27 protein-coding genes are annotated in these 26,853 nt (G+C 63.3%); 8 read left to right on the top strand and 19 right to left on the bottom strand.

Annotated features, from left to right (window positions below):
- Positions 1-11 precede the first annotated feature (11 nt).
- The 12 genes from ACI3KW_RS15100 to ACI3KW_RS15045 all read right to left on the bottom strand — a co-directional run bounded on the left by ACI3KW_RS15100 (position 12) and on the right by ACI3KW_RS15045 (position 16,432).
- Positions 12-1,631 carry a glycoside hydrolase family 3 protein gene (locus ACI3KW_RS15100; protein ID WP_404848771.1) on the bottom strand — a complete coding sequence of 540 codons (1,620 nt, stop codon included), beginning with the start codon at positions 1,629-1,631 and terminating at the stop codon, positions 12-14.
- A 113-nt stretch (positions 1,632-1,744) separates the two neighbouring features.
- Positions 1,745-2,068, bottom strand: a complete 324-nt coding sequence (gene trxA / locus ACI3KW_RS15095; protein WP_113123580.1) for a thioredoxin — start codon at positions 2,066-2,068, stop codon at positions 1,745-1,747.
- A gap of 173 nt (positions 2,069-2,241) precedes the next feature.
- Positions 2,242-2,565 (bottom strand): thioredoxin, encoded by a 324-nt coding sequence (trxA, locus tag ACI3KW_RS15090; protein WP_035099248.1) that lies wholly within the window; start codon positions 2,563-2,565, stop codon positions 2,242-2,244.
- Between the two features lie 82 nt (positions 2,566-2,647).
- Complete coding sequence (gene addA / locus ACI3KW_RS15085; RefSeq protein WP_404848745.1) at positions 2,648-6,091, bottom strand: double-strand break repair helicase AddA; 3,444 nt, start codon at positions 6,089-6,091, stop codon at positions 2,648-2,650.
- A complete protein-coding gene (addB, locus tag ACI3KW_RS15080) occupies positions 6,088-9,102 on the bottom strand; it encodes a double-strand break repair protein AddB (RefSeq protein ID WP_404848744.1) in 3,015 nt (1,004 codons plus the stop codon). The genes addA and addB overlap by 4 nt, the downstream gene beginning before the upstream one ends.
- On the bottom strand, positions 9,099-9,791 hold the full coding sequence (locus ACI3KW_RS15075; protein ID WP_113123513.1) for a nucleotidyltransferase family protein: 693 nt from the start codon (positions 9,789-9,791) through the stop codon (positions 9,099-9,101). Before ACI3KW_RS15075 ends, addB begins: the two co-directional genes overlap by 4 nt.
- 41 nt (positions 9,792-9,832) lie before the next feature.
- Positions 9,833-12,259, bottom strand: coding sequence for a phenylalanine--tRNA ligase subunit beta (gene pheT, locus ACI3KW_RS15070; protein WP_404848743.1), 2,427 nt, complete (start codon positions 12,257-12,259; stop codon positions 9,833-9,835).
- A gap of 12 nt (positions 12,260-12,271) precedes the next feature.
- Positions 12,272-12,904 (bottom strand): DNA polymerase III subunit epsilon, encoded by a 633-nt coding sequence (locus ACI3KW_RS15065; protein ID WP_404848742.1) that lies wholly within the window; start codon positions 12,902-12,904, stop codon positions 12,272-12,274.
- Complete coding sequence (gene pheS, locus ACI3KW_RS15060; protein ID WP_404848741.1) at positions 12,905-14,035, bottom strand: phenylalanine--tRNA ligase subunit alpha; 1,131 nt, start codon at positions 14,033-14,035, stop codon at positions 12,905-12,907. It abuts the gene before it with no gap.
- A 110-nt stretch (positions 14,036-14,145) separates the two neighbouring features.
- A complete protein-coding gene (rplT, locus tag ACI3KW_RS15055; protein ID WP_113123509.1) occupies positions 14,146-14,547 on the bottom strand; it encodes a 50S ribosomal protein L20 in 402 nt (133 codons plus the stop codon).
- 22 nt (positions 14,548-14,569) lie between these two features.
- The gene (gene rpmI, locus ACI3KW_RS15050; RefSeq protein WP_035099236.1) at positions 14,570-14,770 is read right to left on the bottom strand and encodes a 50S ribosomal protein L35; all 201 of its coding nucleotides are present in this window, start codon (positions 14,768-14,770) and stop codon (positions 14,570-14,572) included.
- A gap of 138 nt (positions 14,771-14,908) precedes the next feature.
- Positions 14,909-16,432: an MFS transporter gene (locus ACI3KW_RS15045; RefSeq protein ID WP_404848740.1), complete on the bottom strand. Its 1,524-nt coding sequence runs from the start codon at positions 16,430-16,432 to the stop codon at positions 14,909-14,911.
- A gap of 89 nt (positions 16,433-16,521) precedes the next feature.
- Here ACI3KW_RS15045 and ACI3KW_RS15040 point away from each other — a divergent pair, with 89 nt between their 5' ends.
- Entirely contained in the window at positions 16,522-17,064 is a 543-nt protein-coding gene (locus ACI3KW_RS15040; protein WP_404848739.1) for a TetR/AcrR family transcriptional regulator, read from the top strand.
- A 62-nt stretch (positions 17,065-17,126) separates the two neighbouring features.
- Here the strand turns inward: ACI3KW_RS15040 and ACI3KW_RS15035 are convergent, their stop codons facing one another.
- On the bottom strand, positions 17,127-17,966 hold the full coding sequence (locus ACI3KW_RS15035; protein ID WP_404848738.1) for a glycosyltransferase family 2 protein: 840 nt from the start codon (positions 17,964-17,966) through the stop codon (positions 17,127-17,129).
- 147 nt (positions 17,967-18,113) lie between these two features.
- On the opposite strand from ACI3KW_RS15035, the gene ACI3KW_RS15030 reads away from it, so the two are divergent.
- The gene (locus ACI3KW_RS15030) at positions 18,114-18,533 is read left to right on the top strand and encodes an Hsp20 family protein (RefSeq protein ID WP_404848737.1); all 420 of its coding nucleotides are present in this window, start codon (positions 18,114-18,116) and stop codon (positions 18,531-18,533) included.
- A 15-nt stretch (positions 18,534-18,548) separates the two neighbouring features.
- Positions 18,549-18,836 (top strand): DUF1150 family protein, encoded by a 288-nt coding sequence (locus ACI3KW_RS15025; protein ID WP_404848736.1) that lies wholly within the window; start codon positions 18,549-18,551, stop codon positions 18,834-18,836.
- 72 nt (positions 18,837-18,908) lie between these two features.
- Here ACI3KW_RS15025 and ACI3KW_RS15020 read toward each other — a convergent pair whose 3' ends face one another.
- The 3 genes from ACI3KW_RS15020 to ACI3KW_RS15010 form a co-directional block, all read right to left on the bottom strand.
- Positions 18,909-19,376, bottom strand: coding sequence for a PTS sugar transporter subunit IIA (locus tag ACI3KW_RS15020; protein ID WP_113123503.1), 468 nt, complete (start codon positions 19,374-19,376; stop codon positions 18,909-18,911).
- Positions 19,377-19,423: 47 nt separating this feature from the next.
- Positions 19,424-19,999: an HPF/RaiA family ribosome-associated protein gene (locus ACI3KW_RS15015; RefSeq protein WP_113123502.1), complete on the bottom strand. Its 576-nt coding sequence runs from the start codon at positions 19,997-19,999 to the stop codon at positions 19,424-19,426.
- A 256-nt stretch (positions 20,000-20,255) separates the two neighbouring features.
- Positions 20,256-20,459 carry a hypothetical protein gene (locus ACI3KW_RS15010; protein WP_404848735.1) on the bottom strand — a complete coding sequence of 68 codons (204 nt, stop codon included), beginning with the start codon at positions 20,457-20,459 and terminating at the stop codon, positions 20,256-20,258.
- Between the two features lie 116 nt (positions 20,460-20,575).
- Here ACI3KW_RS15010 and miaB point away from each other — a divergent pair, with 116 nt between their 5' ends.
- Together miaB and fabA are read left to right on the top strand one after the other, a co-directional pair.
- A complete protein-coding gene (gene miaB, locus ACI3KW_RS15005; protein ID WP_404848734.1) occupies positions 20,576-21,973 on the top strand; it encodes a tRNA (N6-isopentenyl adenosine(37)-C2)-methylthiotransferase MiaB in 1,398 nt (465 codons plus the stop codon).
- 75 nt (positions 21,974-22,048) lie between these two features.
- Positions 22,049-22,579 (top strand): bifunctional 3-hydroxydecanoyl-ACP dehydratase/trans-2-decenoyl-ACP isomerase, encoded by a 531-nt coding sequence (gene fabA / locus ACI3KW_RS15000; RefSeq protein WP_113123500.1) that lies wholly within the window; start codon positions 22,049-22,051, stop codon positions 22,577-22,579.
- Positions 22,580-22,614: 35 nt separating this feature from the next.
- On the opposite strand, the gene ACI3KW_RS14995 is transcribed toward fabA, so the two are convergent.
- On the bottom strand, positions 22,615-23,025 hold the full coding sequence (locus ACI3KW_RS14995) for a type II toxin-antitoxin system VapC family toxin (protein WP_404848733.1): 411 nt from the start codon (positions 23,023-23,025) through the stop codon (positions 22,615-22,617).
- Positions 23,022-23,252 (bottom strand): AbrB/MazE/SpoVT family DNA-binding domain-containing protein, encoded by a 231-nt coding sequence (locus ACI3KW_RS14990; RefSeq protein ID WP_404848732.1) that lies wholly within the window; start codon positions 23,250-23,252, stop codon positions 23,022-23,024. Before ACI3KW_RS14990 ends, ACI3KW_RS14995 begins: the two co-directional genes overlap by 4 nt.
- Positions 23,253-23,440: 188 nt before the next feature.
- Here ACI3KW_RS14990 and ACI3KW_RS14985 point away from each other — a divergent pair, with 188 nt between their 5' ends.
- The 3 genes from ACI3KW_RS14985 (at position 23,441) to ACI3KW_RS14975 (ending at position 26,058) form a co-directional block, all read left to right on the top strand.
- Positions 23,441-24,487, top strand: coding sequence for a PhoH family protein (locus ACI3KW_RS14985; protein WP_390888832.1), 1,047 nt, complete (start codon positions 23,441-23,443; stop codon positions 24,485-24,487).
- Positions 24,484-24,957, top strand: a complete 474-nt coding sequence (ybeY, locus tag ACI3KW_RS14980; protein WP_404848770.1) for an rRNA maturation RNase YbeY — start codon at positions 24,484-24,486, stop codon at positions 24,955-24,957. Before ACI3KW_RS14985 ends, ybeY begins: the two co-directional genes overlap by 4 nt.
- Before the next feature lie 75 nt (positions 24,958-25,032).
- A complete protein-coding gene (locus ACI3KW_RS14975) occupies positions 25,033-26,058 on the top strand; it encodes a hemolysin family protein (protein WP_404848731.1) in 1,026 nt (341 codons plus the stop codon).
- Positions 26,059-26,198: 140 nt separating this feature from the next.
- Here the strand turns inward: ACI3KW_RS14975 and ACI3KW_RS14970 are convergent, their stop codons facing one another.
- Positions 26,199-26,765, bottom strand: a complete 567-nt coding sequence (locus tag ACI3KW_RS14970) for a NifU family protein (protein WP_113123494.1) — start codon at positions 26,763-26,765, stop codon at positions 26,199-26,201.
- Positions 26,766-26,853: the final 88 nt, after the last annotated feature.

The following is a 26,853-nucleotide window of genomic DNA, read 5'->3' as shown; positions in this document are numbered from 1 at the left end:
GCAGCCCCGCCTCAATATTTGCCCTGCTCGCTCCCGCAGAACGGGTCTACCGGGCTGGTGCCGGCAAATTCCGTGCGGCCCATCAGCGCCTCGACCACCGCTGCCTGCAGCGCTTCGCTAGAGCCATAGGCGTTGACATAGGTGGGCACGCGCGGCGCGTCGTAGAGATAATAGGGATAGCCGAAGCTGATCATCAGCGTGGGCAGGTCGTGCCAATAGCGCGCCATGCCGTCGAAGACGCTGCCGGTGAGCTTGACCCAATCAAGGAAAATCCGGCTGCGCGTCAGCACGGTTTCCTCGGCGAAGAGATACAGCACGAGATCAAAATCCTTGGGACTGACGCTCATGCCGGGTTCGAACAGGGTGACGGAGAAACCCTCGCGATCCAGCCGCTCCGGCACGCTGAGCGGCAATGGCTGCGGCACGAATGGAATGATCGCCCCACCGGAAAACACCAATACGCGCTTGTGCCTGGCCGGCGACAGCGGCAACAACCCCGCCACGTCCTTGACCAGCGTCGGCACCCGCGCATGCACCGCGCTGGCCGTCATGCGATTAGCCTCGCTCCCCACCACCTGCTGGGCCGCGGCAAGGCTGGGCGGGGCGGAATTGCGATGCAGCCCCAAAGCAGCCTTCAGCCCCAGCACCCGCGTCACCGCTTCGTCCACACGCTCCTGGCTCAGCCGTCCATCGGCGACGGCTTTAACCAGCCGCATCAGATCGGCATTGGGATCGTCCGAGAACAGGATCACGTCGCAGCCGGCAATGATCACCTCGGGCAGGACCACATCGCGCGGCCCCCAGTCGCCCATGCCCGCCATGGGCGTGGCATCAGAAATGATGAGACCGTTAAAGCCCAGCTCGCGCCGCAACAGGTCCTCGTTCAATATCTTGCTCAACGAAGCCGGTCGATAGGCCTCGGCACCGGCATCCGGGTCGATTGCCCGCACAAAGGCGGGAAAGGCGATATGGGCGGACATCACGCTCATTACGCCGGCCTTGATGGCGGCGCGATAGAGCCGGCCGAAATTGCTCTCCCAGGCTTTCATGGTCAGCGGATTGACTGTGGTCACCAGATGCTGGTCACGATCGTCATAGCCTTCGCCGGGCCAATGCTTGACCGTAGCGGCGACGCCATTGGCCTGGAAGGCGGCGATCTGGGCCAGCGCATGGCGCTCGATGCGGTCCACATCACTGCCATAGGAGCGGGTGCCCACAATGGCGCTGCGGAAGGCCGCATTGATATCGATGACGGGGGTAAAGCTCCAATTGAGCCCAACGGCATGGGCTTCCTGCGCCATGATGGTGGAAATGGCGGTGGTCGCTTCCACATCGTCCACCGCCGCCAGCCCCAGCGGATTGGGTACCGGCGTGCCGAAGGGCAGGCTCATGCGGCTGCCTTCAAGATCGGCGCTGACCAGCATGGGCACGGGGCCAATGCCGTTGAGGCCTTGGGCCAGCTCCACTTCGCTAGCCAGATCCCCCGAATAGACCCGGGTAATGCCGCCCGGCTTGAAGGCGCGCAATTGCTCGAGCACCTCGCTTGGCTCACCCCGCGCCAAGAGCACGAAGAGCTGGGCCAGCTTGTCGCGCGGGGTTAGGCCGTCGCGGGTGGCATGCACCCACGCCATGGCTTCGTCGTCGAGATTGAACGGGGCAGCAGCGAGATCGACAGGGGCCACAGGCCTCTCCTCCCAAGTCTTCTTATGGAGGAGAGACTATCAGGCCCGGTGATATCAGCCAATCAGGCGGCGTGGCTCTCCAGCCACTTGATCAGCTGCGCGCGCGACTGGCCGGCGCCCACTTTCACATCGGTCGGCTGGCCGTCCTTGAACACGATCATCGTGGGCATGGCGCGCACATGATATTGCGTCACGGTGCTGGGATTGCTGTCGACGTCGAGCTTGACGATCTTGACCTTGCCGGCCAGATCGAGCGCGACCTGTTCCAGGATCGGGTCCATCGCCTTGCAGGGCCCACACCATTCCGCCCAGAAATCCACCAGCACCGGCTCGCTGGAATTCAGCACTTCGGCGGCAAAGTTGGCATCGGTAACGTGGTGGGCCATGATCGTCTCCATCGGTAAAGAACGATGAATACTATAGAGAGTCGGCCGCCATGGAAAGGCATACAAAATGTAGTGCGCACCGGGGCGAGGAAAGTCTTTGCGCGGGCGATGTCACAAACAAAAACACCGCCGGGTCGCCCCAGCGGTGTTCTGCAATTCTTGAATGGACGGTCTTAGGCCGCGTGGCCTTCGAGCCACTTGGTCAGGCCGGCCTTGGGCGTGCCCGCGCCGATCTTCATGTCGGCAGCTTCCCCGCCCTTGAACAGGATCATGGTGGGGATGGAGCGAACGCCGTATTTGACGGTGGTGGAGGGGTTTTCGTCGATGTTCAGCTTGACGATCTTGACCTTGCCGGCCAATTCGCTCGAAAGCTCATCGAGCACAGGTGCGATCGCGCGGCACGGCCCGCACCACTCCGCCCAGAAATCCACGAGAACGGGCTCTTTGGAGTTAAGGACTTCCTCGCCAAAATTGGCGTCGGAAACGTGTGTAGTCATGGGTTAAGTTGCCTTTTGGTTGAAAGCGGTGGTCTCATTGCTCCCAAAGCTGGTGAGAGTCCAGCCTTGCTGCAAGCCTGCGTCACTGCAAGGTGAAGCCCCGGGTCGCTGCGCGAAGGTGATCAGACGGCAAAATCATCAATGATTCCAATCCAGTCCACAGGATGGCCGCCTCGACGGAATGGCCCGGGAAGAGCTGGCCTGCAACCAGCGCATACAGGCCCAATTGCGTCAAATACGGCCCCGGCACGTTCTCCGGGCTGCCGGGCACCGACATGTCGGATTTGTAGTCGATCACCAATAGCCTTGAGTCGTCAATGACCAGCCGGTCGATCCGCCCGGCCAGCCGGATCGGGGTGCCATCCCGTTGCGCCGCCACCGAAAATGGCACTTCCGCCCGGCTATTGGCGGCAAATAAGGGTGCCAGTTCGGGCTTGGTGAGGATGGACATGGCCTTGGCCCCGATCCGGGCATGCTGGTCGGGTGCTTCGGGCCATAAAGCAGCCAGCGCCTTGGGCACCACGGCCGGCCACAGGCTCGGCTCAACCCGACCCAGATGCTGCAACAGGGCATGCAGCGCAATGCCCTCCTTGCGCGCCGCTTCGGCATCGCGCAACTGCTCGGCAAGGCTATCTAGCGCCACAGCCGGCTCCACATGGCTGCGGGCCGAGGAGGGGGCAACCAGTTTTGTCACCTTGGGCGCCGGCACCGCCGCAAAAGCCTGGGGCAGGCTGGCAGCGGCGGCCGGTTCGACCAGCCGCTTGACCGGTTGCGGCGCCTCCCGGTCGCGCGGATAGATCAGCGCGGTCTCGCGGCCATCCCCGTCGAGCACGATTTCGGCGTCCGCGCGGAGCGCTCGCTCGATGGCCTGATACCAGGTGCCCTCGAGCTGCCGTTCGGGTTTTGCCGAGGGGGTCAGCGCGCCGGTGACATAAAGCTCGTCTTCGGCCCGCGTCATGGCGACATAGAGCCGGCGCCAATATTCCTTGGCCAGATTGGCCTCGACCTGGCTCTTGACCCCAAGGCTGCCCGGCACATGGTTCTTGCTGCCCGAGGCATGCACCAGCAGCGGGCCAGGCGCCTCGGTCAACAGGTAAACCGGCCGATTGACCTGATTGCCCTGCGGCTTGCTGGCGGCATCGGCCAGGATGACGATGGGGGCCTCGAGCCCCTTGGCGCCATGCACCGTCATCACCCGCACGCCATTGCCGGCCTCGGCCAGCTCGCGCTTGATCGAGACCGCGCTTTGCCGCATGGCGACAACAAAGCCCTGCAGGGATGGCTGCGACCCCTGCTCATGGGCCAGCGCCAGTTCCAGCAATTCGGCGAAGACCTCGTCTACTTCCTCGCCCAGCCGGGCGTGAAAGCGCCGCAGCCCGCCCTCGGCATAGAGCACCTGGGTCAGGAATTCGAATGGCCGCTCGAAATCGAGTTCGCCGCGCCAGCGCGACAGGGCCCGATAGGCCTCGGCACAGCCCGGCGTGGTCGCTGTTTCCAGCGCCTGCCACAGCGTACGGCCTTTCTCGCGCGGCTGGGCCAGCGTAAACAGCTCGTCCTCGCCGATATCGAACAAAGGCGAGCGCAGCAGCGCGGCCAATTGCAAGCTATCGGCCGGATTGAGCAGCACATCGCACAGCGCCAAGAGGTCCAGCACCGCGATATGGTCGGACACGGCCAGCCGGTCAGCGCCGGGCGTCGGCAATCCCGCCTGCCGCAGCGCGCGGATCACCTCCTGGAACACCGCCCCGCGCGATTGCACCAGGATCAGCACGTCATTGGGCCGCACCGGCCGGCCGCGATTGGTCAGCGGCCGCTTGGTGTCGATCCAGCCCTTGATCTCCCGCGCAATGCGCTCGGCGACCTGACGCGGCGCAGTTTTTTCGCCACCCTCGGCCGGCTCGGTCGGCCATTCGCCAGCGTCGCCTGCCGAAGTGGCCTGTTGCAGTGGCGGCCACAAGCACACGCTGCCGCCCTTGGTGGGTCGGCTGGTGTCGTGATGCACCTTCTCGCTTTCGAGCAGCGCGTCCTGGATATTGGGATCGTCGCTGACCTTGTCGACCGCCGCCAGCACTTCGGGCAAGGTGCGAAAGCTCATATGCAGCCGCAGCGGCAGGAAGGGCACCTCGACCTCGGCAGCGCGGCGGCGGAACAGCTCGCCGGTGGCGCCGAACAGGGTCGGTTCGGCCCCCTGAAACGAATAGATCGACTGTTTCTGGTCGCCCACCGCGAACAGCGAACGCAGCCGTGTCACGTCGCCGGCGCCGTTGAAGAATTCGTCGGCAATGGCCCGCACCACCCGCCATTGCTCGGGATTGGTATCCTGGCTTTCATCGACCAGGATATGATCGATGCCGGTATCGAGCTTGTACTGCACCCAGGGTCCGGCATCGGGATTTTCCAGCAGGTCACCCAGCTTTTCGACCAGATCGTCGAAATCGAGCAGCGAGCGCGCGCGCTTATGCGCCTGGTAGCGGGATGCAATCAGCGCCACCACGTCGAGCAGCGCCTCGCTGCGTTCGACCAACAGCGCCGTGCTGAGCGCGTCGACCAGCGCCGTAACACGGGCCTGCTCGGCTTCGAGCAAGGTCAGGATATCGGGGCGGTCCGCCTGCTGCTTGGCGGTCAGCAGCTTGCGGGCCGTGCCCTTGTCGGTGAGGAAGGCGGTGCGCAAGGTGCCGCCATCGATGGCATCGGGGTCCAGCCGCGCCAGCAGATCCACGAAGCGATTGTTGCCGCTGGGATCGCCGCCGAACAGCCGAACGATCTCCCTGATCCCCTCCGGCGTCAGCAGGCTTTGCTCGACCAATTGCCGCTGCAGCCCGGACGAACTCTCCCCACTATGCCCCACCAGCTGGCGCAGATTGGCCTTGGCGCGCGGGATGTCGGCCAGCACTGCCTTGAGCTTGCGCCCGTCGCCCAGCGCCAATTCGATGGCGTCGCTTAGCGCAAAATCGCTGAGCAGGCCGAACAGCGTCTCGACCGCTGCCGTCGCGCCTTCCCCGCGCAGGCCCTGTGCCAACACGGCCTCGCGCGTCTGCGTCAGCAGCTGGATGCGTTCCTCGTCCTCGATCACCTTGAAATCGAAGGGCACGCCCGCTTCGAGCGGAAAGCGATGCAGCACCGATTCGCAGAAGGCGTGGATGGTGACGATCTTGAGCCCGCCCGGCGTCTCCAGCGCTTGGGCAAACAGGGTCCGCGCCCGCTCGACCAGTGCGGGCCGATAGGCATTGGCTTCGATCTCCTTGAGCTCCCGCACCAGTTCGGGCTCGGGCAGGGTGGCCCAGCGGGCCAGTTCCCGCGCCAGCCGACCGCGCATTTCGGCCGCCGCCGCCTTGGTATAGGTGAGGCACAGGATGGATTGTGGGGTAGCTCCGGCCAGCAGCAGCCGCAGCACGCGCCGGGTCAACACAAAAGTCTTGCCCGAGCCAGCATTGGCCGACACCCAGATCGACAGGTTCGGGTCCGCCGCTTTTGCCTGATTGGTGCGGGTCTCTGGAGAAATGACGGGTTTGCCGCGCTCGCTCAAAAGCCGTCCTCCTCATCTTCGTCCACCGCGGTCCACTCGTCGACCCGCGCCAGATGGTCATAGGCGCCGGCAAAGCGCTGCGTCTTGAGCGGCAGGATGCGGGCCGGCATGGGCATCTGGTTGAACAGGAAAAAATCCACATGGCGCTGCATGCGCTCGGCAATGTCCTGGGCCGCACTCATGATGGTGTGGCCCTCGCCCAGCGAAAAATCCTTGGGGCTGAACGCCTCGGGCCCCAGCCCGATCTTGATATAGGTCAGCCGCGACGTGTCGGCGGCCGGTACACCCGCCATGGCGCCCGCCCGCGCCATCTGCGCCTCGAGCAGCATTTGCGGCGCCTCGAACGCCTTCATTGCCCCCGGCGTGGGGAGCGAGCCGGTCTTGAAGTCGAGGATCTGCAAGCTGCCATCGAGCATTTCATCGACCCGGTCGGCCCGCCCCTTGAGGGTAAAGCCGGTGGGCAGCGGCCACAGCCCCTCGATCTCGGCATGGCGCCGTAGAACCTCGGCATTGCGCGCGCGCTCGAAATCGAGAAATTGCCGCGCCGCGGTCTCGAACCGCCGGATCCAGATATCGCGCCGCTCGGCGATGCCTTCGAGCCCCGAAAAAGCCTCGACCGCAAATTGCCGCAACAGCGCGGCGGCATTGGCGGCCATCACGTCATGCCCCTCCTCGACGAAGCGGGCGAGGATATCGTGGATAATGGTGCCGCGCTCGCGCGCCTCCGGTGTCTCACCCAAAGCGTCGAGCGGCCGCAGCCGGAGCACATGCTTGGCATAAATGTCATAGGGCGAGCGCATCAGCGTTTCGATCTCGGTGACCGAAAGCTGGCGCGGCCGGGTATCGACCGGCGGATTGGGTGCCGGCCGCGTGGCGGCGCGGGTTTCGGTCACCGCATCGAGCCGACGCGCCTGTTCGAGCCACACCGCACCGCGCTTTTGCCAGGCCGCCACATTGTCCTCGCCGGCAAAGGCCTCCAGCCGCTGCACCAGCCGTGAGGGCAAAGCGGGGCTGGTGCCGATGCGGCCGGAAAAGGCGATGATGACGCTTTCATTGCCCAGTCCTTGGGCGAAGTCATGCGCCGCCAGCCCCTGCCGCCGCTCTGGCGGCTCGAGCCCCGCCGCCAGCCGCATGCCCCGGCTGAGCCAGGGGCCGGGATCAGCCGCTTCAGGCCATTTATCCTCGTTGAGCGCGCACAGAATCAGCAGGTCCGGATTCATCAGGCGGGCTTCGATCTGCCCCCAGATGGCGATATCGCTGCGGCGCTCCTCGCGCGTGCGCACCTGGAACCCCGCCATCAGCGCCGCAAGGACGCTATCGAGTCCGGTGGGCGGAAAGCTGTGCCCCTCCCCGGCCTGCGCCGCCATCTGGCTGGCCCAATCGGCCAGTTCCGCGCGGCCGGGAATCTCGGCGCCATCAGCCACCGCCTCAAAAGCCCTGCAGATCGCCGCAGCCAATGCGCTCGCCGTGATCCGGCGCTCGCCCAGCAGGGCCAACAGCGGCGCCAGTGCCGTCTCGATACGGCCGAACAGCGCCTCGATGGCCTCGGCCTGTCGTGCATTCAGCCGCTTGGCCACATGGGTCGTCACCTCACCGACATTAGCCGCCAGCAGGGCACGCAGGCCCGCCAACCCCGGATTTGGCCGCTGCCCGCGCAACAGGCCCAGTTCGATATCATCGGCCAATCGCGCAATATCGGGGCGGGCCATGCCGAAGCGGGCGGCGCGATGGCGCAGCAGCGCCATCATGTCCACCGGCGCGCAATTGCCCGCCGCCAGGGTCAGGATCTGCCGCAGCAGCCGGCCCGCCGGGGATTGGAACAGCGGCGCGCCCGCCGCATCATCCACCTCGATGGCGAAGCGCTTGAGCTCGGCGGCGATGCGACGGGCCAGATTGCGGTCGGGGGTGACGATGCCCACGCTCTTGCCGCCGGCCAGCGCCTGCCGTGCCGCCAGCGCCACGGCGCGGCCTTCCTCGTCCTCATTGCGGGCTGCGATGATGGAGAGCCCGTCGCAGGCCATGCCGATTTCGAGCTGGGTCAGGCGTTGCTCAGGCCAGCGCGCCGTATCCTTGGTTAGCGCCAGCGCGCGATTGACCAGAATGGTGCGCAGATTGTCGCTCTGGCCCAGTTCGGTCACCGCCCCCACCGTCGCGCCCAGCAGCCGCAGCAGCCGCGCCAGGCCATATTGCGGGTGGCCGTGGGGATTGTTGGCTGCATCGAGCAATGCGGCGTGGTCGGCTTCGCTCATGCTGCAATCGAGCCCCGGCAGCACTACCGCCCCGCGGGGCAATTGGTGGATGGCCTTGAGCAGCCTGGCGGTAGCAGGGATCGAGCCGGTGGAGCCTGCCGCGATCACCGGCCGGTCGCCCCAGAGCAAAGGCGCTGCCGCCGCTTGCCGGTCGAGCCGCAGGCCGCGCAATTTCATGCCGTCTTCGAGCCCCTTGGCCGCCAGCCGCTCGGGCCAGTAGCTGAGCGCGATGTCGAGAAAGGTCAGCGTCTGCTGCCAATAGGCGCCCAGCTCGCCCGCCAGTTCAGGCACGATGGCGCGGATATCGGCAGCGCTGCGTTCCTCGGTCAGCAGGTCATCGATCAACGCGCCCAGTGACTCGGCCATGGAAAGGATTTCGGCGGCCGTAGGCGGGCTGGAAAACGCCTGTCGCCCCGCCGGCGTTGCCGCCCAGGCCGCCACCAATTGCGACAGCACCAGCCGCCGCTCCAGCGCCGTGGCCATGGGCGGGGCCGCGGCGACATCGAAGGGCGGCAGGAACGGTTCCTCGTCCGCTGTCTCGCCGCCAAAGGTACGGATGTCGGGCAGCAGGCCCGTGCCGCGCCGGGCAAATTCATCGGCCAAAACCTGCTTGGCCCGGCGCGTCGGCACGACGATGGTGACATCGCTCAGCCAGAACGGATTGCTGGCGCGGTCCCAGCCGCCCAGCAATGTGCCATCCATCACCCGCTCAGCCAGCGTGGCGAGAAACCGCTCATGCGGCGGGATGGAGTAAAGGCTCATCGGGCCAAAAGCCGTTCGGTCTCGGCCAAAGCTTGCGGGTCGCCCACATGATACCAATCGGCGTCCAGCGCCACGCCGAACAGGGCTTCGCGCTCCAGCGCCGCTTCGAAAACATCGTTCAGCGAAAACGCCCCGTCGGCAGCATCGGCGAACCAGCTTTTGCCCAGCAGCGCCACCCCGCCGTAAATCACCGGGGCGCCATAGTCGCGGGTGATCCGTCCCATGGGGTCAAGGCAAAAATCGTGGCTGCGATCAAACCCCGTCGCGCGCCGCGGGTGTACGCAGAGCAGCACCACGGCCTCGTCTTCGGCCTCGAACCGCTGCAGCATCCGCCCCAGCGGCTGGTCCTGCCCCTCCGGCCAGAAGGCATCGGTATTCATCACGAAAATCGGGTCCGAATGCAGCATGGGCAGTGCCCGCTTGATGCCGCCGCCAGTGCCCAGCAGATCATCCTCGCGGCTGACCTTGAGCAGCCCGCCGAAATGGGCCAGCAGCTGATCGGCGCGGTAATGGGCATTGGCGACAAAGCGCTTGGCGCCCTCGGCCCGCGCATTGGCCATGATCCGCTCGATCAGCGGCACACCCAGCACCGGCACCAGCGGCTTGGGCACGCTGTCGGTCAAGGGCCGCAGCCGCGTGCCCAGGCCCGCCGCCAGCAGCATCACATCGGGGAATCGGGGTTCACTCATGGCCGGATTTGAATGGTTCCCCCCCGCTTTGTCCAGCGCCCCTATGCCCGCAGCACCCCGCCACTCGCCTTGGTCACCGCCGCCACCACGGATGCCGAAACCTTTTCGATTTCCTCGTCCGTCAGCGTCTTGTCCAAAGGCTGCAACGTCACTTCGATGGCCACCGACTTCTTGCCCTCGCCGACGTGGGTGCCTTCGAATACATCGAACACGCTCACGTCGCGGATCAGCCCCTTGTCGGCCCCACGCGCTGCCTTCAGGATCGTCGCGGCCGTCACGCCCCGATCGACCACAAAGGCAAAATCGCGCGACAGTGGCATCTGGCCCGACAGGGTCAGCGCCGGCTTGGTCTTGGTCGCCTTCTTGCGCGCTTCGGGCAGGGCATCCAGATCAAGCTCGAATGCCGAGACCGGCCCTTCGATATCGAGCTCAGCTGCCCAGGCCGGGTGCAATTCGCCAAACCAGCCAAGGGTTACCTTGGGGTTGAGCGCAATGCGCCCGCCGCGGCCCGGATGGCTCCAGGGCGCCGGCTCGGCAAAGATCTGCACCTTGTCGATATCGACGCCCAGCGCATCGAGCGCCGCGCCCAGATCACCCTTGGCATCGAACACGCCCACCGGCTCGGCCTTGCCGCTCCAATGGCGTCCGGCGCCGCTCAGCTTGGCCGTGCCGGTGCGAATGCCGGTGGCATAGGTGTGCTGCCCGTCCGGCGTATCGCTCAGGAACACCTGGCCGACCTCGAACAGCGCCAGATCGCTCGTACCGCGATTGGCATTGCGCCGCGCCGCCGCCAGCAGCCCCGGCAGCAGGGAAGGCCGCATATCGGTCATGTCCGAGGCGATGGCGTTGGCCAATTGCAGGCTTTCCTGCCCGCCGCCGAAGCGCACCGCCTCGGCATGGGGAATGAACGACCAGGTCACCGCTTCATCCAGCCCCCGCGCCGCCAGTGCCCGGCGGGCAATGCGGCGGCGGTTCTGGATGCTGGTCAGCATGCGCTGGGCCACATGGTTGAGCCGCGGCAGCGGCTCGACGGGCACGTTGTCCACGCCCACCATGCGCATCACTTCTTCGACCAGGTCCGCCTTCTGCGTCACATCCGGCCGCCAGCTCGGCACCTTGACCGTCCGCGTATCGCCCGTACCCGACAGCACAAAGCCTAGCGCGGTGAGGATCGCCTCGATCCGTTCCGCGCCAAGCTCCAACCCGGTCAGGCGCTTGACCTCACCCAGCGGGAATTCGACAACGGTGTCCGGGAAGACATCCTCGCCCGAAATCGCCGGCTCCATCGGCTCGCCGCCGCAGAGTTCGAGCACCAGGCGCGTCGCCAGTTCCAGCCCTGGTTCGGTCAGCGCCGGATCGACCGAGCGCTCCAGCCGATAGCGGGCATCCGAAACGATGCCGGTCTTGCGGCCGGTGCGGGCAATCAGTTCGGGGTCCCAACTGGCGCATTCCATAAACACATTGGTGGTGCCCTCGGTCACGCTCGACCGAATGCCGCCCATCACACCGCCCAGGCACAGCGCGCCGATATCGTCGGCAATCACCGTCATGGTCTCGTCCAGCGCATAGATCTTGTTGTCCAGCGCGTCGAAGGTTTCGCCGGGCTTGGCATTGCGCAGCAGGGGCGCGCCGGCAATCTTGTCGGCGTCATAGGCATGCAGCGGCCGGCCCCAGCCCAGCGAGACGAGGTTGGTAATATCGACAATGGCGTTGATCGGGCGCAGGCCCACGGCGCGCAGGCGCTGCTGCAGCCAATCGGGCGAGGGTCCGTTCCTCACGCCTTTGATATAGCGTCCGCCAAATTTGCGGATCGCCTTGGGCTCGTCAGCCGAGAACAGCTGGGGTAGCGGCGCGATCGGGCTCTTGCCCTTGGACGGCACCGGCGACATGTCCGTGGCTTTCAGCGTTCCCAGCCCGAACGCTGCCAGGTCCCGCGCCACGCCATAAACCCCGGTGGCATCACCGCGATTGGGGGTGATGGCAATATCGAACACCACGCCATTGATCCCGGCATAGTCGACATATTTTTGGCCAATCGGCGCATCCGCCGGCAGCTCGATAATGCCATCATGTTCGTTGGAAAGTTCGAGTTCGGCGGCCGAGCACAGCATGCCATTGGAGGGCGCGCCGCGGATGCTGACACCGGCCTTGAGCTCGAAATCCTTGCCCGGAATATAGGTACCGGGGAAAGCGAACACCGACTTCATCCCGGTCACGCAATTGGGCGCGCCGCAGACCACGTCGACCAATTCACCCGTGCCGGCATCGACCTTGCAGACATTGAGGTGGTCGGAATTGGGATGGGGTTCGGACAGCACCACATGGGCCACGACAAAGGCCGAGAGCGCCTTGCCCCGGTTTTCAACGCCTTCCAGTTCCAGCCCGACCGAGGTCAGCGCCGTGCCGATCTCCTCCACGGAAGCCGTGGTATCGAGGTGCTCCTTGAGCCAATCGAGAGTGAATTTCATTTGTCTGGCACCTTAGCGGAAATCGGACTTGCTGCCGCTGATCGGCGGCAGGGCACGGGAAATCTTGAACAATTCGACCAGCACATGGGCAAAGCCCCGTGCATCGTCGATGGCTTTGTGGGTGTGGGCGATATGGCCGTAGAATTCGGCCGGCAGCTTGCTCATGCCCCAATCGAGATAGGGCGCGCCGCGCAAAGTGCCGGCCATGGTGTAAAGGCACACACCGCCGCCTTTGAAAATCTGCCGGCTCTTGAACGGCCCGCTCAGCACGCGCGTGCCGGCGAATTCGTCCAGGTAATGGTCCATCCACAGCCCATCGAAAATCATCGGCGCAGCAACAAACACCTTTGGCCCCGGCAGGCTGTCCACCCAATCGGCAAAGCGCGGCATCACCACTGCGGGCGCCTCGGCATTGGCCGTAGTCGCTTCCCACGCCTCGGGCTGGGTCGCCCACCAGGCCATGGTCTGCTCATTGGTGGTCCGATCCGGCCGCTGGGTCAGCTGCGCCTCGAACTCACCATGGTGCGTGCCATCGGCCTCGATGGCGACCGAAGCAAAACTCAGCATGGAATTATGCAGCGGCGTCGGCCCGTCGCTTTCTATATCGGTGACGATGAAGATCGGGTCGAGCGGGTTGTCGCTCATTTAGCTGCTCAGCCCGCCGAATAGCGTTGGCAGGTCGAGCGGGCGGAAGCCGTAGTGATCGAGCCAGCGTTGGTCGGCGTCGAAGAAGGCGCGCAGGTCCGGCATGCCGTATTTCAACATGGCGATACGGTCGATCCCCATGCCCCAGGCAAAGCCCTGATAGACATCGGGATCGAGGCCCGCATTGCGGATCACATTGGGATGCACCATGCCGCAGCCCAGGATTTCGAGCCAATCGCTGCCTTCGCCGATCTTGACCTCATTGCCCGAGCGGTCGCATTGCACGTCCACTTCCATCGAAGGTTCGGTGAAAGGGAAGAAGCTCGGGCGGAAGCGCAGCGTCACATTGGGCACTTCGAAATAGGCCTTGAGGAATTCCTCCAGCACCCAGCGCAGCTGGCCGATATGGCTCGACTTGTCGATCACCAGCCCCTCGACCTGATGGAACATCGGGGTGTGGGTCTGGTCTGAGTCATTGCGATAGGTGCGGCCGGGCATCACCACGCGGATCGGCGGATCCATTGGCGGGGTCAGATAGCTGGCGGCCGGCTTTTCATTGGTCCGCTGCATCACCCGCATCTGCACCGGGGAGGTGTGCGTGCGCAGCACTTTTTTGACGCCATCGGCGCCCGGCTTCATGAAGAAGGTGTCGTGCATTTCCCGGGCCGGATGGCCTTCGGGGAAATTGAGCGCGGTGAAGTTGAAATAATCGGTCTCGATATCGGGCCCTTCGGCGATCGAGAAGCCCATGTCAGAGAAGATCGCGGTGATCTCGTCAATGGTCTGGCTGATCGGGTGGATGCGGCCGCGCGCCGTGGGTGCTGCGGGCAAGGGCAGGGTGATATCGACCGTCTCGGCCTTGAGCCGCGCGTCGAGCGCTGCCGCCTTGAGCGCGCCGCTCTTGGCTTCGATCAGCCTGGCAATCTCCTGCTTGAGCCCGTTGATGGCCGGGCCCGCGCTTTTGCGCTCTTCCGGGGCCATGGAGCCCAGCGACGCGAGGAGCGCGGAAACGCTGCCCTTCTTGCCCAGGGCCGCAACACGCACAGTGTCGAGCGCGGCATCGTCGCCGGCATTGGCAATGGCGGCCGAAAGTTCGGCGCGGAGGGTGTCGATCTGGCTATCGAGGGACATCTAAGGAGCTTCCAAATGAACTGCGGGCGTTAGACCAAAACAAAACGCCTCGCGCCAGCCCTTTCGGGGTAGCGCAAGGCGTCAATTTGGGCCTCAGCGTAAGCGAGGTATTAGGCGGTGACGCGCTCGTGGGTCGTCTTTTCGACGCCTTCGAGATACGCGAGTGCTGCCTTGGCCTTTTCGACCAGCACGCCGAACGCTTCGGGCTGGGTGATCGCGAGATCGCTCAGTACCTTGCGGTCGACGGCAACCTCAGCCTTGCTGAGGCCGTCGATAAATCGGCCATAGGTCAGGCCGTAATCGCGCACGGCAGCGTTGATACGCTGGATCCACAGGGCGCGGAAATTGCGCTTCTTGACGCGACGATCGCGATACGCGTACTGGCCGGCCTTTTCGACGGCCTGCTTGGCGATACGGATCGTGGACTTGCGGCGGCCATAATAGCCCTCCGCAGCCTTCAAAACTTTTTTGTGACGGGCGTGGTTGGTAACGCCTCTTTTAACGCGTGACATGTGTCAGCTTCCTTTCAGCGTTTTAGCGGTTGTACGGCATGTACCACTTGACCAGACCCTCGTCGCCCTTGGACAGGATCTTGGTGCCGCGGTTGGTGCGGATGTACTTTGCGTTGTGGTTGATCAAACGGTGACGCTTGCCTGCGACACCAGCCTTGACGCGACCGGTCGCTGTGAAACTGAAACGCTTTTTCGCGCCAGATTTCGTCTTCATCTTGGGCATTTTGCGGGTCCTTTAGAGTATTTGGATGGATTTGGGCCCATCGCATTCAAGAACCGCCACGGCATGCCTGTTGGCCGGGCGGTCCGGAGAAGTGGGCTCTATAGGGGGAAAGCCGGGGGAAGGCAAGAGCCCGTTGCCTCACCCGTGACTATTGGCCATTCCGCCCTTGGGTTCGCGATAATTACGCAGCGCAATCAGCACCGCCACGGCCAGCACGGCGATCAGGCTGGCCGCGGTCAGCAAAACCGTACCATGCGCGCTGGAAAATGCCTCACGCGCCGCCTGGGCCAGAGCGTCCCCATTGGCGCCACCCAGCCCATTGGCCGCCACCATGGCCTCGCCGATGGAATGGCGGGCGCCTTCGGGCACCAGCCCCGCCAGATTCTGCGGCACCACCATGCCGGCACCATAGCTGGCCGCCAGCAGCACGCCGAAGAAGGTGATGCCCAGCCCCGCACCCAACTCGTAACCAGTGGCTTCGAGCGAGCCGGCTGCGCCCGCCTTCTCGGGTGGCGCACTACCCATAATGGCGATGGATGAAGCCGTCAGCCCGATGCTGAGCGAGAGGCCCAGCAGGACCATAAAGACGATCACGCCCAGACCCGGCTGATGGAAATCGCTCACCCCCAGCCCGGCCAATGCAGCAGCTGCCGCCGCCAGCGACAGCACTGCCACCGCCCGCAGACCCAGACGATTGCTCAGATAGCCCGCCAGCGGCCCGCCCATGGCCGAAGCCACCACCAGCGGCAGCATGAACAGTCCCGCCTCGAGCGGGGATTTGCCCACCACGAATTGCAGCTCCTGGGCAATGGTCAGCTCCACCCCGGCCAGCGAGCCGGACACCACCAGCGCAATGATCATGCCCATGGAAAGGGCCGGCCGGGTGAAGAGGCTCAGGTCCAGCATGGGCGAGGCCGCAGTCAATTGCTGACGGGCAAACCAGAGCAGCAGGCCCAACCCGGCCACCAGCGTCGCGCCGGTCACCAGCGGCGACGAGCCCGCCTTGAACCCCGATTTGATAGCGTAGACACTGGCGATCAGCCCGCCGATCAGGATCAGCGCCTGCCCGATGGTCCAATTGCCGCCGCCCTGTGGCTGGCGCCTGGGCACGGCAAAATGGGCCAGCGGCCACACCACCAGCATGATCGGCACATTGACCAGGAACACCGAGCCCCACCAGAAATGCTCGAGCAGAACGCCGCCCGCCAGCGGCCCCAGAGCCGCGCCGGCCGAGCCCACTGTACCCCACAGGCCCAGCGCAATGGCGCGTTCGCGATCATCCTCGAAGGTCTGTCGGATGATGGCGAGAATGGAGGGCATGACCATGGAGGCGCCCAAAGCCAGGATAATTCGCGCGCCGATCAGCGCCATGGCTGTCGGTGCAAAGGCGGCCAGCACCGAGGCGACAATAAAGATCGCCAGCCCAACCAGCATCATGCGGCGGTGCCCGACCCGATCGGCCAGCGTGCCCATTGGCACTAGCAGGCCCGCCATCATCAGCGGATAGATATCGATGATCCACAAGATCTCGGTGCCGCTGGCGCCCAAAGCGAGCGTCAGCGACGGCACGGCAATATGCAGGATCGTCATATCGACCACGATCGGCACGAAAGCCAGCATGACAGCGACCAGGGTGAGCCAGCGATTGGCGGGGCGAGACATCAAAACCTCTTTGCGCAAGGCGCGAATTTCATTGTTATAAGACAGGGTGCGATATATATCCGTCCAGACGGTTTTAAAAGAGAGAAATAATGGGCCGACGCCAGACGATCGATCGCGGCACGATTCTGGATGCCGCCGAACAGGTGGTGCTGCGCGATGGCGCGGCCCATCTCACCATCGATGCGGTGGCGGCCGAAGCGGGGGTCAGCAAGGGCGGCGTGCTCTATGCCTATGCCAGCAAGGACATATTGATCGACGCGATGCTGGAGCGGGTCGTCGCCGTCTATGACAAGCTGGCCGAACAATTCCTGGCCGAGGCCGGGGATCACTCCGAGCGCCACATCCTGGCTCATGTGCAGGCCAGCGCGGGCGCAGATCCCACCAGCGGGGGCCGGGCGGCGGCGCTGATGGCCAGCTTCATCCGCTCCCCGCAATTTCGCAGCAGCACGATCGATTATTATCGCGGGCTCTTTGCCCGCATCGATCCTGCAACCGAACGCGGCCGGCGCGCCCGGCTGGCGCTGCTCGCCGCCGAAGGCGCTTTCACGCTGCGGGGCTTTGGCTTGCATCCCTTCAGCGATGCCGAATGGCAGGCCATCCACGATGATATCATTGCGGTGTTGCTGAGCTGAGGGGGCAGGGGGCGGCGTTGCGCGGTCTCTATTCGGCAAGCGGATACCCCCGATGCCGGCGTCTAGCTCCGACCCAACATCGGCTCCAGATGATCCTCGAACAACAGCCCCGGCTGTGCCGCCAGCGCGTCGCCATAGAGCTTCTCCGCCTCAAGCGAAATGCGCAGGAACCGCGCGATCTCCACCGCGTCCTCTTCCGGCAGCCCGTAATAACCCGCCTCCACGCGGGCCAGAATCACATTCTTGCTGGCGATCATTCCCGCCGCGACATTGGCGCCATTGCTCATCGAACTCGATCGCTTGATATAATCATGCAGCGGCGTGCCCAGATGCCAGGATTGCGGCACCCCCCGATAAAGCTGCAGCAGCAATTCAAGATCGGTCATATTGCTGATGGTGGTATCATAGCGCCCGTCGGTGCGCCGGCGATCCCACACGATCATCGAATCCATCGACAGGTTCAGCCATTTATGTGCCCCGGCCTTGACCAGACGGTCTCGCCCCATGGCGACATGGCGCAGATGCACGAAACTATCGCTCATCACATCGAGCGCCGTGCTGACAATGGCGTGATCGGCCAAAGCCGCCAGGGCCCGCGCCAGTTTTTCCGGCTTGAAGCGGTCGTCGGCATCCAGAATCGCCACATAGGGCGCCGAGCTGGCCTCAAGCGCCAGATTGCGGGCCGCCGAGGCCCCGCCACCCACGACGCCGCTCGAGAGCTGTAATATACGTTTATCGGCAATGCCCTGCTTTGCCAGCAGCTCGGCATAGTCGACCCCGTCATCGCTGACGATCAGCAATTGGAAATGCGGATAGCTTTGCGCCAGCACGCTGGCAACGCTGGACCCGATTGTATCCTGGGCCCGATAGGCCGGCATGATCACGGCGACAGTTTCGGTCATTTGCGCGTCAGCATCCATTCATAAACAGGACTGCATTATGCCGGACTTGAACCGGGCAGGTCATTGTCCCATATCTTCGTCAGGCGCTGGATGCCACTCTCTTTGGGTCCTTTGCCAAGACGTTGCTTGTGACCAAGGACGGCGTAGATGTCGCGTATTTCGGTGTTTTCCGCCCCATTTCTCCTCGGCTTTGATGCCTTTGAGGAACGAGTTGATCGGCTGGCCAAGTCCGCCGACGGCTACCCGCCCTATAATATCGAGCGAACTCAAGATGATGCGGGAACCGAACAGTTCCTCGTCTCCATCGCGGTCGCCGGTTTTGCGGTTGATGAGCTCGAAGTGATCGCCGAGGACAATCAGATCATTGTCCGCGGCCGGCAGAAGGATGAGGTTGGAAAACAATATCTGCATCGCGGTATCGCCGCGCGGCAGTTCCAGCGGTCCTTCCTTCTTGCCGATGGCATGATCGTGAAAGATGCAACTTTAGGGCACGGTATGCTCGTTGTTGCTCTTGAGCGCCCGCAAGCGCCAAAGATCGCCCGACGTATCGACATTCGCTCAGTTTGAGGAAAGGGCCGACAAATGTATGAAAAACGAAATGATGCGCCCGCAGCGGACGCGCCCGTCCATCCCCTCAGGGGCTTGACCCCTGCCCAGTTCATGGCTCTGGGCGGCGATGCCGTCGTCTATGTGCGCCCGGTCGACGGGCAGACCCTTTCGACCATGATTGCGGACGCCCAGTTCGACGATGATGAGCTCTACCAGCTGGTCATGTCGGCCGATGGCACGCCACTTCTGGTCACCGACACGGAAGATGCTGTGGCCGATTGGCTGGGCGACAAGAATCTGGGCCTCGCCACGGTGCATTAGTGCCGGGCCGTAGGCCAGCAAGCAAAAACCCCCGGAGACGATCCGGGGGTTTTTCTATTGGGATTAGCCGTTTCAGGCGGCGTAATGGCCCTCGAGCGGGCTGGTCAGCAATTGATAGAGCCGGTGCGGATCATCGGTTCGCCGCAGATCGTCCACCACGCTTTCGGTGCGCAGCAGGCGCGCCACCCGCGACAGGGCCTTGAGGTGGTCGGCGCCGGCCCCGGCAGGGGCCAGCAGCATCATCACGATATCCACAGGCTGGTCATCAACCGCGTCGAACTCAATGGGATCGTCCAGCCGCGCGAACACGGCGGTGACCCCATCAAGGCCGGCAATCTTGCCATGGGGAATGGCAATGCCATTGCCCAGGCCAGTGGAGCCGAGTTCTTCCCGGCTGGTGATAGCGGAACAGATGTCTTCGACCGGGCGCCCGGTCATCTCGGCTGCCTTTGCGGCAAGCTGTTCAAACAACTGGCGTTTTGATTTCAGGCTCGTGCAAGAAAGCACTGCCCGTTCCGCCAGGATATCGGACAATTCCATAAAGTCTGCCTTGACTATTGTTGGCTCAATTGTGGCGCCGGGCGCGTTCAATTGGTCCCGAGGGCGGGATCGATCCACCCAATATTGCCGTCGGAGCGGCGGTAAACCACATTTAGCCCGCCATGTCCAGCATGGCGGAACATCACCACCTGGCCGCCGGTGAGATCGAGCTCCATCACCGCCTCTTCCACGCTCATCTGGCGCAGGTTCTTGGTGGTTTCGGCGATCACCGGGGGCGCGTAATCCGCGTCCAATTCGTCGAACTCATCCCCCGCCCCAAACACGGTATATTGCGCGGTCACCCCATCCGAAACGCCATTGGGTCCCTTGCGATGAGACTTGAGCTTGCGATTGTAGCGGCGCAGCCGTTTTTCGATATTGAGCGCCATGATTTCATAGGCCGATGTGGCGTCGCCGCCCTGGGCGCTGGCCTGCAGGGTCGCGCCGGTATCCAGATGCACCACGCAATCCGCGCGGAAGCCGATGCCGTCGGGGGTAAGGGTCAGGTGGCCGTCATAGCCGCCGTCGAAATATTTCCCGACGACCGTGGCGAAATGATCCGCCGCCTTGCCGCGCAGCGCATCGCCCACATCCATGTTCTTTCCCGAAATGCGTAAGGTCATGGCTTCCTCTTCCTTCTTGTCGTTGTTATCGACACGAGGATCTCCGAAAGCCGGTTCCCGGATTTCGGGATCACGTCTCGCCTGTACTCAAATGGGTACGCGACATCCATGATGCTAGCCCCGCTGGCCTTGCCCATGCAATGCGCAACTCCCCGCTTGGGACCGTTAAAGCAGATGACTTCGCCCAAGTTTGGCCATAGCCTTCGCGGGGCGGCGATTTGCGGCGATGTCGCAGCCGGCCAATGCGGCAGCGCGCCTAGTATTTGGCGCTGGAATCGCTGGCCGGGAAGCTCTCGTCGACTGCTTCGTCCTGGTCGTCCCAGTCCTTGGGCGAATCGGCCTGCGCCTCCTTGCCGGCATTGCGCACCTGGACGGGGCTATCCTCGGGTCCGGGTTTCTTGCCGTCCTTCATGGCGGCGGCATCGGACCTTGATTTATCACGACTGGGTTTTTTGAGCATGGCGACCTCCTGTCTGCTGTCCGGTATTAACCCATGCGCGTGGTGTGGGGTTGCAAGGTCTGGCACCTGAAGTCTCGGGCTTGGAGTCTTGCCTCCTCCTCTGGTAAAGAGCGGCCATGACCGAGATATCAGCCAATACCAAGAAGCTTTTCATCAAGACCTATGGCTGTCAGATGAATGTCTATGACAGCGACAGGATGGCCGACGCCTTGGCGCCGCAGGGCTATGAGCCAACCGGCGACATTGCGCAGGCGGACCTCGTGCTGCTCAATACCTGCCACATCCGCGAAAAGGCTTCGGAAAAGGTGTTTTCCGAGCTGGGGCGGCTCAAGGAATTGCAGAATGAGCGCCGCGCTTTGGGCGGCGACATGATGATCGGCGTGGCCGGTTGCGTGGCGCAGGCCGAGGGCGAGGAAATCGCCCGCCGCGCTCCGGTGGTGGATATGGTATTCGGGCCGCAGGCTTATCACCGCTTGCCCGCCATGCTGGCCCGCGCCGAGGCGCAGCGGCATATGCATCCGAGCCTCAAGCAAGCCGTGATCGACACCGACTTCCCCGAGGAAGACAAGTTCGACCATTTGCCGGCGCCCAAGAAGGAAGTGACGATCAAGCGCGGGCTGACCGCGTTCCTCACCGTGCAGGAAGGCTGCGACAAGTTTTGCAGCTTCTGCGTGGTGCCCTATACCCGCGGCGCCGAAGTGAGCCGCCCGGTGAGCCAGGTGATTGCCGAGGCGCGCGGGCTGGTGGAAGCCGGCGTCAAGGAAATCACGCTCTTGGGTCAGAACGTCAATGCCTATCACGGCGTCGACGGCGCGGGCCGGGCGGTGGGCCTGGGTGAACTGAGCTATCTGCTGGCCGAAATTTCGGGGCTGGAACGCCTGCGCTATACGACCAGCCATCCGCGCGACATGGACGATGCCCTGATCGCAGCGCATCGCGATCTCGATATCCTGATGCCTTACCTGCATCTGCCGGTGCAGTCGGGCTCCGATGCGATTTTGAAGGCGATGAACCGGCGCCATACGGCGGCCGAATACCTGCAGGTCATCGAGCGCATCAAGACAGCGCGGCCGGACATGGCGCTCTCGGGCGATTTCATCGTCGGCTTCCCCGGCGAGACCGATCAGGATTTCGAGGACACGCTCAAGATCATCGCCGATGTCGGCTATGCCTCGGCCTATTCGTTCAAATATTCGACCCGCCCCGGCACGCCAGGCGCCAATTTGGGCGACCAGATCGCCGAAGAGGTCAAGAATGAGCGCCTGTGGCGGCTGCAGGACCTGGTCAATAGCCAGACCACGGCCTTTCATGCGTCTTGCGTCGGCAGGACCCTGCCGGTGCTGATCGAGCGCCCCGGCCGCATGCCGGGGCAGGTGGGCGGACGCTCGCCCTATCTGCAGGCCGTGCATCTGGAAGGATCGACCGATCTGATCGGGGCAATCCATCAGGTGGAGATCATCGGGACATCCACCAATTCGCTGGTGGGACGGCTGAGGCGAGCACAGGCCGCCTGAAGTCCTGCCGGACACCGGCTTGCAACACCACTACTTTGCATTACTCCTAGTGGTTTGAACCAGGAGCGCAATTGAGTGGCCGATCCCATTGAATTTCACACCCCGCAATCCTCTTATTCCAAGGCCGACCTGCTGAGTTCGGCCCGGGGCGGCTATTTTGGGCCGGGCAATGCCCAATTGCCCTCGCCGCCCATGCTGATGATGGACCGGATTGTCGAGATCAGCCTTGATGGCGGCGAACACGGCAAAGGCCATATCGTGGCCGAATTGGATATTTCGCCCGAGCTGTGGTTCTTCGAGTGCCATTTTGCCGGCGATCCGGTGATGCCGGGCTGTCTGGGGCTGGACGCGATGTGGCAGATCATCGGCTATTGGCTGGGCTGGTCGGGTTCGCCCGGCAAGGGCCGCGCGATCGGGGTTGGCGAGGTCAAGTTCAAGGGCGACATTACCCCCAAGACCAAGCTCGTACGCTATGAAGTGGACATGCACCGGGTCAAGCGCGGCGCGCTGACGCTCGGCCTAGGCGATGGCCGCGTGGTGGCGGATGGCAAGGTCATCTACACCGCCAAGGATATGAAGGTGGGTCTGATCAGGCCGGCAAGCTAGAAGCTCTCCGTTGCGGCGGCCTGGCGCCCGGAAATCTATGTGCCGACAGCGGGTGCAATCAGCTCCAGGGTTGGGAAATAGGTGCGATAGCGCCCGACATCGCGGGTCAGGAGCGGCATCGCCTCGACGGCTGCGTGCGCGCCGATGAAAAAATCCGGCAACACCCCTGATCTGACGCCGCCCGCCCGCCGATATTGGGCAAACACCTTTCCAGCGAGGAACAGTGCCGATTTCGGTATCGGGGTCAGCACAAGGCCAGCCTCGCTGAGGAAAACTTCCAAATCCTCTATGCGCTCGTAGCGCACGGCCATTTCGGCGTAGACGACATCATTGATCAGCAGCGGTCCCCTGAGGGATGCAATCTCCAGCTGGGAGAGGGACCAACCGGCCCAATCCGGATCGTCGGTCACCAGATCGAGTAGGACGTTGGTGTCAACCAGGATCACGAGTCGCCGCGAGTCAGCGCCATGATCGCATCGGTACTCAATCCCTTACCGGCGTGGCCGCGCAGCTTGGCAAAGCGGCTGGGGGGAGCGGGATCGGCGCGGACCAGAATGATCTGACCCTGGGGCGTACGGCGGAAGTCCACGCGCGTTCCAGGCTCAATACCCAGCAGGTCGCGGACGGGTTTGGGAATGGTGACCTGCCCCTTGCTTGTTACTGTCGCGCTCATCGACCTGATCCTTGGTAAGGAATATTTTTCTTAAGGTATTACTTGATGGCTGGCCGTTCAAGCACCATCTGGTGGCTGATGACCACACAGACAGTCACAATATTGCTACAGACATCACGCGCAAATCGGCCTAGCCTTGGCCTTGTATTCGCGGTGCAAGCCCGCGCCGCGTTCCTTTCGGGAGCCACATCAGTTTGAGCAGGCACTTGTCACCGACCGCCGACAACGCACTCGCATCGCAACTCGAACTCGCTTTTGAAGACAATCGTCTGGCTGCACAGCTCTATGGCGATTTTGACCAGAACCTGGCCCTGATCGAACAGCGGCTCAAGGTTTCGGCCACTCCCCGCGGCAATCATGTTCTGCTCAAAGGTGCGGCCAGCTCGGTCGACCAGGCGCGGCGCGTGCTGGAATCGCTCTATGCCAGTCTCGAGGAAGGCCGCAGCGTCGACATTGCCGACGTGGACGCAGTGATCCGGATGATCGAGACCGAGGATAGCCAGCTGACCCTGCCGACGCTGGAACGCAAGGGCAAGGTGCGCATGGCCCAGATCGCCACGCGTAAATCCACCATCGTCGCCCGCACGCCCGCCCAGGACGCCTATATGCGCGCCATGGACCGGAGTGAGCTGGTGTTCGGCGTGGGTCCGGCTGGTACGGGTAAGACCTATCTGGCGGTGGCGCATGCCGCTTCGCTCCTTGAGCGCGGCGATATCAACCGCATCATCCTGTCGCGGCCGGCCGTGGAAGCCGGCGAGCGGCTGGGCTTTTTACCGGGCGATATGAAGGAAAAGGTCGATCCTTACCTGCGCCCGCTCTATGACGCGCTTTACGACATGATGAAGCCGGAAAATGTCGAGCGCTGCATCACCTCGGGCATTATCGAAGTGGCGCCTTTGGCCTTTATGCGTGGCCGTACGCTGGCCAATGCCGTGGTGATCCTCGACGAAGCCCAGAACACCACCTCGATGCAGATGAAGATGTTTCTGACTCGTCTGGGCGAGAACTCCAAGATGATCGTCACTGGCGATCCGACCCAGGTCGATCTGCCGCGCGGGGAAAAATCGGGGCTGGTCGAGGCAGTGCATCTGCTCGATGGCGTCGAGGGCGTGCATATCAGCCGATTTAACGATAAGGACGTGGTTCGCCACGCCCTGGTGGGTCGCATCGTGCGGGCTTACGAGGCTGATACGGCCAAGAAACTGGCTGACAAGGCCGAAGGAAGCACGCGCTGACTGCACTACCCATAGACATTGCTATTATTCGCAATGATGAAAACTGGCCGGAGGATTTCGATCCTCTGGCCGAACGCGCCGTGTTGGAGGCGCTCAAGCATGCCAAGCCCAAGATCAAGGGGGCGGCTGAGCTGTCCATCCTGCTCACCAATGACGAGGAGCAGCACGAGCTCAACCAGCAATGGCGCGGCAAGGACAGCTCGACCAATGTGCTGAGCTTTCCCCAGATCGAGCCCTTCGGACCGGTTGTTGGCATCCTGGGCGACATTACTTTGGCGCGCGAAACGCTGGAGCGGGAAGCGGCTGAACAGGGCACAAGCCTGCCCGACCATTTCACCCATCTCGTGGTGCATGGATTTCTGCATATTTTAGGGTATGATCACCTTACCGACGCCGAGGCCCTTCAAATGGAGAGCCTTGAAACCCAGATATTGGCGGCATTGGGGATAGACGACCCCTATGCCGATTAGCGCGGTGCCCCTATAATTGGGGCGCAGTTTTCCCATTCCGAGGATAGAAAGCCGCAGTTTTGCGGCATCATGCCAATGAACGACAGCGACAGTCTGGGCCACACAGCGCCCACCAATCCCGAGCCTCCTTCTAGTCCCGCCCCCGTCCAGTCACGGGGGCCTTCGATCTGGAACCGCATCAAGGCCATGCTGGCCTTGCGCACGGTTTCCCTGCGCGACGACCTGCAGGTCGCGCTCGAAGAGCAGGGCAGCGCCGAAACCGCCGACTTTTCCGAAAGCGAGCGGACCATCCTGCAAAATGTGCTCAAGCTCTCCAATGTGTCGGTTGCCGACGTGATGGTAGAGCGCAGCGATATCCAGGCCATCGAGTTCGATATTAACCTGGGCACGCTTCTGGCCAAATTCCGCGAAGTCGGCCATTCGCGCCTGCCGGTCTATGACGATGGGCTGGACAATATTTTGGGCTTCATCCACGTCAAGGACGCCTTGGGCAAGATCACCGAGCCGGTGACGGACCCGAGCAAGGATGTGCCGGTCAAACTGGTTTCCACCGTGCTCAAGCAGAAAATCGGCAAGTTCGATCTGATGCGCACGGCCATGTTCGTCCCCACCTTCATGCCGGTGGGCGATCTGCTGCAGTCCATGCGCGCCAGCCGCGTGCATATGGCCATCGTGGTGGATGAATATGGCGGCACGGACGGGCTGGTGACCATCGAGGATCTGCTTGAAGCCGTGGTCGGGGAGATCGAGGACGAACACGACGAGCTGGCCGCAGCGCTGATCCGCAAGGTGGGGACTGATACCTATATCGCCGATGCCCGCGCCGAGCTGAGCGATGTGCGCACGCTAATCGGGCCGGATTTCGACCCCGGCGAATTCGGCGAGGAAGTGGAAACCATTGGCGGCTTGGTGTTCGACCTGGCCGGGCACGTGCCCAAGCGGGGCGAACGCGTCACGCGGCTTGATGGTTTTGACTTTGAAATCCTGGCCGCGGACAGCCGCCGCATCAAGCGCCTGCGCATCCGCCGCAAACGCCCCGAGGGCGAACCGCTGGCGATCACCGACCAGCGCAGCGAAGCCGAAAAGGCCGCAGCAGAATAAGAAAAAGCCCGGAGCGATCCGGGCTTTTTTGGCAGTTAGGCGCAGCGCCAGTCGCATCCACCGAGCCAAACGGCCAAAAGTAAAACAAAAGGCCCAAGGATTGCTCCCTGGGCCTTTGGCTTGCTGCGTAACTGGACGAGTTAGACCTGCTGGACCGATTCGACGCCGGGGACGAAGTGGCGGAGCAGGTTTTCGATGCCGCTTTTGAGCGTGGCAGTGGAGGACGGGCAACCTGAACATGCACCCTGCATGTGGAGGAACACCGTGCCTTCCTTGAAGCCCTTGAAGATGATGTCGCCGCCATCCATCGCGACGGCCGGGCGCACGCGGGTGGCCAGCAATTCCTTGATCACTTCGACGGTCTCGCTGTCTTCGGTTTCGAAGAATTCCTCGACCTCGTCGAAGTCGGCGGCCGGAGCGGCGCCTTCAGCGATGACGGGCTTGCCGGACAGGAAATGGTCCATGATGACGCCCAGAATGGCCGGCTTGATATGGGCCCAATTGGTGTCGTCCTTGGTGACCGAGATGAAATCGGAACCCAGGAACACGCCGGTGACGCCGGAAATGGCGAACAGGCCCGTGGCCAGCGGGGAGGCTGCGGCGGCATCGAGATTGCGGAAATCGCGCGGTTCGCCAACGAGCACATCGCGTCCGGGCAGGAATTTGAGGGTTGCCGGATTGGGCGTGGCTTCGGTCTGGATGAACATCAATGATCCTCGGACGGGCAGGTTCTACACTTAGAACGCTTCTAAAATAGTCTTTTAGACGCGGAGTGCAAGGCCAATCGCGCATCGC

Source organism: Devosia sp. ZW T5_3 (genome assembly GCF_044987315.1).
In the GTDB taxonomy this organism is placed as follows: Bacteria; Pseudomonadota; Alphaproteobacteria; order Rhizobiales; family Devosiaceae; genus Devosia.
Note: the sequence above shows the minus strand (reverse complement) of the source record. Positions and strands in the feature narration are given on the sequence as shown.

Bases quoted from the DNA above. Each gene is read 5' to 3' on its own strand.
- ACI3KW_RS15100 (WP_404848771.1), bottom strand. From the start codon at position 1,631: ATGGCGTGGGTGCATGCCACCCGCGACGGCCTAACCCCGCGCGACAAG.
- trxA (WP_113123580.1), bottom strand. From the start codon at position 2,068: ATGGCCCACCACGTTACCGATGCCAACTTTGCCGCCGAAGTGCTGAAT.
- trxA (WP_035099248.1), bottom strand. From the start codon at position 2,565: ATGACTACACACGTTTCCGACGCCAATTTTGGCGAGGAAGTCCTTAAC.
- addB (WP_404848744.1), bottom strand. From the start codon at position 9,102: ATGAGCCTTTACTCCATCCCGCCGCATGAGCGGTTTCTCGCCACGCTG.
- ACI3KW_RS15075 (WP_113123513.1), bottom strand. From the start codon at position 9,791: ATGAGTGAACCCCGATTCCCCGATGTGATGCTGCTGGCGGCGGGCCTG.
- pheT (WP_404848743.1), bottom strand. From the start codon at position 12,259: ATGAAATTCACTCTCGATTGGCTCAAGGAGCACCTCGATACCACGGCT.
- ACI3KW_RS15065 (WP_404848742.1), bottom strand. From the start codon at position 12,904: ATGAGCGACAACCCGCTCGACCCGATCTTCATCGTCACCGATATAGAA.
- pheS (WP_404848741.1), bottom strand. From the start codon at position 14,035: ATGTCCCTCGATAGCCAGATCGACACCCTCCGCGCCGAACTTTCGGCC.
- rplT (WP_113123509.1), bottom strand. From the start codon at position 14,547: ATGTCACGCGTTAAAAGAGGCGTTACCAACCACGCCCGTCACAAAAAA.
- rpmI (WP_035099236.1), bottom strand. From the start codon at position 14,770: ATGCCCAAGATGAAGACGAAATCTGGCGCGAAAAAGCGTTTCAGTTTC.
- ACI3KW_RS15045 (WP_404848740.1), bottom strand. From the start codon at position 16,432: ATGTCTCGCCCCGCCAATCGCTGGCTCACCCTGGTCGCTGTCATGCTG.
- ACI3KW_RS15040 (WP_404848739.1), top strand. From the start codon at position 16,522: ATGGGCCGACGCCAGACGATCGATCGCGGCACGATTCTGGATGCCGCC.
- ACI3KW_RS15035 (WP_404848738.1), bottom strand. From the start codon at position 17,966: ATGACCGAAACTGTCGCCGTGATCATGCCGGCCTATCGGGCCCAGGAT.
- ACI3KW_RS15030 (WP_404848737.1), top strand. From the start codon at position 18,114: ATGTCGCGTATTTCGGTGTTTTCCGCCCCATTTCTCCTCGGCTTTGAT.
- ACI3KW_RS15025 (WP_404848736.1), top strand. From the start codon at position 18,549: ATGTATGAAAAACGAAATGATGCGCCCGCAGCGGACGCGCCCGTCCAT.
- ACI3KW_RS15020 (WP_113123503.1), bottom strand. From the start codon at position 19,376: ATGGAATTGTCCGATATCCTGGCGGAACGGGCAGTGCTTTCTTGCACG.
- ACI3KW_RS15015 (WP_113123502.1), bottom strand. From the start codon at position 19,999: ATGACCTTACGCATTTCGGGAAAGAACATGGATGTGGGCGATGCGCTG.
- ACI3KW_RS15010 (WP_404848735.1), bottom strand. From the start codon at position 20,459: ATGCTCAAAAAACCCAGTCGTGATAAATCAAGGTCCGATGCCGCCGCC.
- miaB (WP_404848734.1), top strand. From the start codon at position 20,576: ATGACCGAGATATCAGCCAATACCAAGAAGCTTTTCATCAAGACCTAT.
- ACI3KW_RS14990 (WP_404848732.1), bottom strand. From the start codon at position 23,252: ATGAGCGCGACAGTAACAAGCAAGGGGCAGGTCACCATTCCCAAACCC.
- ACI3KW_RS14975 (WP_404848731.1), top strand. From the start codon at position 25,033: ATGAACGACAGCGACAGTCTGGGCCACACAGCGCCCACCAATCCCGAG.
- ACI3KW_RS14970 (WP_113123494.1), bottom strand. From the start codon at position 26,765: ATGTTCATCCAGACCGAAGCCACGCCCAATCCGGCAACCCTCAAATTC.